This window comes from Maribacter huludaoensis, from assembly GCF_029350945.1.
Taxonomy (GTDB): Bacteria; Bacteroidota; Bacteroidia; order Flavobacteriales; family Flavobacteriaceae; genus Maribacter; species Maribacter huludaoensis.
This window is the reverse complement of the sequence record NZ_JARKMS010000011.1, coordinates 1-4,945: the sequence shown is the minus strand read 5'-3', so window position 1 is coordinate 4,945 and position 4,945 is coordinate 1. Positions and strand designations below refer to the sequence as shown.

The window sequence follows — 4,945 nt, the reverse complement described above, 5'->3', positions numbered from 1 at the left end:
GGACGAGGGGATATAGAAATATCCAAAGCGGTTACCGCCAACGGAGACGGTGTCAATGACTTCTTTGAAATTAGAGGTGTAGAGTATTGTGCATTCAGTTTTGATGTTATGATATTTAACAGATGGGGTACCAAGGTAGCCGAAGTAAAAGATTACCAAAACGATTGGGGCGGAGAATCTCCGGATGGTTCTTTCGGGCAATCTGGAATGCTACCAACCGGGACGTATTATTACATTATTAGTGCAACAGATAAAAATACCGGTACCATTTTAGAACCTTTTAATGGTTATATCTATCTAGGCACAAATTAAAAATTACAAATATTTATTTTTAAAAGCCTCACCATAAAAATGGTGAGGCTTTTTTATACGTTACAAAATGACCACTTTATTAAAAGAGGACCTAAAGTACCCTATAAGAATAATAAAACCGTACTAAATAAACGTGGTAGAAACAGTGAACACTCATAAATTAGTAACCTAAGTTATTTCCAATTTTCAATAATGCTTATATAATGAACTAACAATTAGTACTGAAACCTTATAAAGCTAGCTACTGTTATGTATTTGGCTATAGCACCTGCCCCCTTAACCTTAAGCTCCATTATAATCAAGGATGTAAGGATCTTAACTTAAAAAACAATCCAACATTCCAAAAGTTTAAATCAACACTATTATTAAGTAAGATTCGCTTTCATTCAAAAATTAAAACAATAAAATATCAATAAAATTGAATAAAGCAGAATGTCCAAATCATTCTTTTCATTTCACATCAAAATCAGTAGGTTATACAACAAAAAATAGACATCGACCAATATTGAGACTAACTTTGTATGAGCTAAAGATTCTTTAGTTTTTAGATAAATTATTTGTTTAGAAAAGAATATGATAAAATTTCTAACTACCGTTGCTTTTCTATTTCTATGTACAATGTTATCTGCACAATTAGATTTGACTTTATCGCAATCGGAGTCTATTTGTTCATCTGACGGTAGTATTGTGGCTAATGCCAACGGCGGAACTCAACCCTATCAGTACAGAATTGCAAATGGTCCCGAGATTAGAGGTTTTCAGAACTCGGACACCTTTCTAGCTTTACAACCCGGAAATTATACGGTTGAAGTACGCGATGCTACTTTCACTACTGTTTCTGGAAATATTACGGTTACTGGTAGTTATGTACTTCCAAGTCTAAACGTTGCTATTACCCAACCCTCATGCTCTAGTAGTTCTGATGGTCAGGTCATACTTACAGGAAGTAATGGCAATCTTATTGCTACTTCGGCTTTTCCAACCTATAAATATCGCATTGTAGATTTAAGTACCAGCCCACAAACCGTACTTCAAGAGCAAAATTCAGATACTTTTACAGGTCTAACCGAAGGCACGTATACTTTTCAAATTGAAGATGGTTGTCAAAATACGGTAAGTGAAACGATAACCCTAAGCGCTCCTACTATCACTACGTTAGCTAGTGCAATTAATTTTATTGAAAAAGTAGCTTGTGATACTTACGAAGCGGAATATGCACCTTTTGGTCGTGGCGTTTCACCTCATCAAGTTACGGTTACTGAAGATGCTACAGGTACTGTAATTTTCTCAAATTTAATAGATACTAGTTCTGGTCTTTCTTATAGTCTCGGCACTGACTATAATTTTGGAAACGGTTATACAGCAAACATAGTTGATGCTTGTGGGCAAACTGAAACTAAGAACTTTACATTCACACCGGATATTGATATGTGGAGCCAGAAAGCATATGATTGCTCTGGCGAAACAGCTTTTTTTGTATTCGCCTCATTAATGAATTCAAGTTCTCAAGAAGCTAGTATTTTAGTGCCTGCAACTCTTACGCTAACCAACCAAACGGATCCAAGCGATGTTCTTGTATATACCTTTACAGACCCTAACGACCTCGAGGCAGAAATTCGTGAAGCCGATATTCAAGTTGGTGGTACTTATGATGCTGTTTTACAAGATAGTTGTTCATATACCATGAATACTGCCCTCACATTTACACCTGTACCAGTAACCACATTTGAAGCGAATGTGCGACCAGAACGCGGGTGTATGGACGGTACTACAGGTATGGGTTTCCATGTTAGAAACGGGGGAACCAATTATGGCAGGGTTACAATATTATCAGGTCCCACAAGCTTCACATCAGAAGGCGGTATTGTTACCAACTACAGCTACCCAAGAGTATTTGTCAATCCGAACGGAAGTTCTGTTTATCCAGAAGCTTTTCCTCCCGGTATTTATGAAGCAGAAATTACGGACGGTTGTGAATCAGGTATTGAAACCTTTGAAATTTTAGCTTCGCAGACAGTGCAACATGACTTTAGCTTAGATTATTTACAAGGCTGTGGTAATTCTAATACTCTAATTATCAATCCGAACGTAATAAGTAATATCAACAACACTTTCTACACCAATGTTACTATAACCAATCTAGATACAGGCAACTTAGTATTTCGTGAGAGTATATATTTTTTTACCGAAGGAACTCCTGTTACGGTACCTAATCTGCCAGCCGGTAACTACCAATTGAATCTTGAATTTCAAAGTGGTGGTGATTGTACCTCTGGCAATGCATATACTTGTCCTTGTGAACCCCAAACTAGAAATATAACTATACCCGGGTACGTTTCTACTTCGTTTGACAATATAATAGGTTATGCATGTACAGAAGGGTCGGGAGTTATTATCGCTGAAGGTTCAAATGGCATAGCACCATATCAATACGAAATAATAAATTCATCGGTTCCCTCTAATATTGGGCGCACTTCCACGGATGGAATTTTTACAGCAACAGATGAAGGCACCTATACGGTTAGAATAACAGATAGTTGTGGCAACTCTGCTGATGGCGCTTTCGAAGTTGTTCCTTATTTACCAAATCTAGTAGCTAACTGTGATGCTTCAGGAACCCAGGTTACGCTCACCGCCAACCCGGTTACCAATGCTATATTTACTTGGATCGATGACACAGGTTCTTTGGTTCAACAAAGCACTAGTAATGAACTTGTTTTTAATCCTTTTGATGCTTCTCAAGGTGGAGAATACACCTTGCAGGTTGAAGCGCCAGGCTTGAGCTGCACCATTTTTGACGGTTCTATTACAGTACCAAATATGCCTTGTAGTTCTAGTATTGATGTAAGCAAAACAGTTGAAACTGGTCCTGTCTATAATAGTAATACTGATGAATATACCGTTACCTATAGAATTACAGCAGAGAATATAGGCGGGCTAGCAGGTACTTATGATGTTATCGACACCTTTATTTTAGGTAGTGGATTTACTTTAATCAACGCAACTTTGGCTTATGGAGGCGAAAGTGACGGAGTTGACGGTACAATTTTGAGTCCGTTTACAAGTGGTGACCAAATTATAACAGGTGAATCAATTGCCGGACTTCGAACAGAAAGTTGGCTGATAACCGCAACTTTTACTATCGATAAAGATTTATTCGATCCCACACAAGATTGTACAAATGGCGGTGGATTTGGAAATCAAATTACTGTTACCAACGATACTGACACTTCAAATAATACAGCTTGTGTGCCTGCTGAATTTGGAAATTTGGAAATTACAAAGGATGGTGTTTTTTTTGATGCAAATACGAATGGTCTTACCAATGTTGGCGATGCAGTAACCTATACCTTTAATGTTACTAATACTGGTAATATTCCTATTACAAATGTAGTAGTATCAGACCCATTATTAGGAGGTACAATTGTTGGTCCGGATTCTGGCGATACGGATTCTGACGGGCAATTAGGTACTTCTGAAATTTGGACTTATAATGCAACATATTCCATAATCCAGACCGATATAGATAATGGCCAGGTAAACAACTTAGCAACTGTAACCGGCGAGGATACCAATGGCAATACTATCACAAATACTTCAACAGATCCAAGCCCATGTTCAACATGTACCCCTGCCCCTACTTGTGCTGATTGTACTTTAACGGAAATTCCTGATAACCCTAGTTATTCCATCAATGATTCTTCGGCAATAGAGGGAACGAATAATGTGTTTACCATTACCGCAACTAATACTATCAACCAAGACATCGTTTTTGATCTAGCCTATATAAATAATACTACCACTAATACTGATTATAACGGTCCCAATACGATTACACTTTTAGCCAATACCTCTACCGTAACATTTAATGTTGCTGCATTTGATGACGATCTAATTGAAAATAACGAAACACATGAAGTTCAATTTTACACCTCAGGAGGTTCCGTCAACATCACGGACGATACGGGTATAGGAGAAATCGTGGATAACGATGCAAACCCATCTTTATACGGTGTTCAATTTGATACTGCTTCCGTTACGGTAAACGAGGATGCAGGTACGGTTACATTGAACGTGGTACTTAACGCGGATGTCCAAGATGAATTTACGGTTGAATTCTACACTGTAGACGGTTCTGCAACAGACGCTAACGATTACACGGGTGTTCCCCGTAATTCGCAGACATTGACATTTGGTGGTACCAACCCTAACACCCAACCAATAGTTATTCCTATTATCGATGATATCCTTATTGAGGACCCAGAAACGTTCAATGTAATTCTTGAGAACATTTCCAGTGCTATTGTAGGTATCCTATCTGACAATATTGCTACGGTGACCATTATTGACAATGACGGTAACGAGGGCTGGCCTGTAGACGAGACCATCGAGGCCTGTGATACTATACCAGACGCTTTTGTAATAACTTCTGATAGCGATTGTGCCATCACGGTAGATTATACCGAATCGATTGAAGGGCAGGACGATGAATGTGCTACGGAATATACCATTACCAGAACATGGACCATTACGGACTGTGTAGGCAACGTACGTAATCATACACAGGTAATTACCGTTGAGGACACGGTAGCACCTACGTTCAACGAAACGCTGCCACAGAACATGACCGTTG

2 protein-coding genes are annotated in these 4,945 nt (G+C 38.5%); both read left to right on the top strand.

The annotated features are described in order from the left end of the window. Positions 1-312, top strand: a 312-nt coding sequence (locus tag PXC01_RS18285) for a T9SS type B sorting domain-containing protein (protein WP_276473710.1), incomplete at its 5' end; no start/stop codon positions are given. 573 nt (positions 313-885) lie between these two features. Further along, positions 886-4,945: DUF7507 domain-containing protein (locus tag PXC01_RS18280; RefSeq protein WP_276473709.1), on the top strand; the 4,060-nt coding region annotated here is incomplete at its 3' end.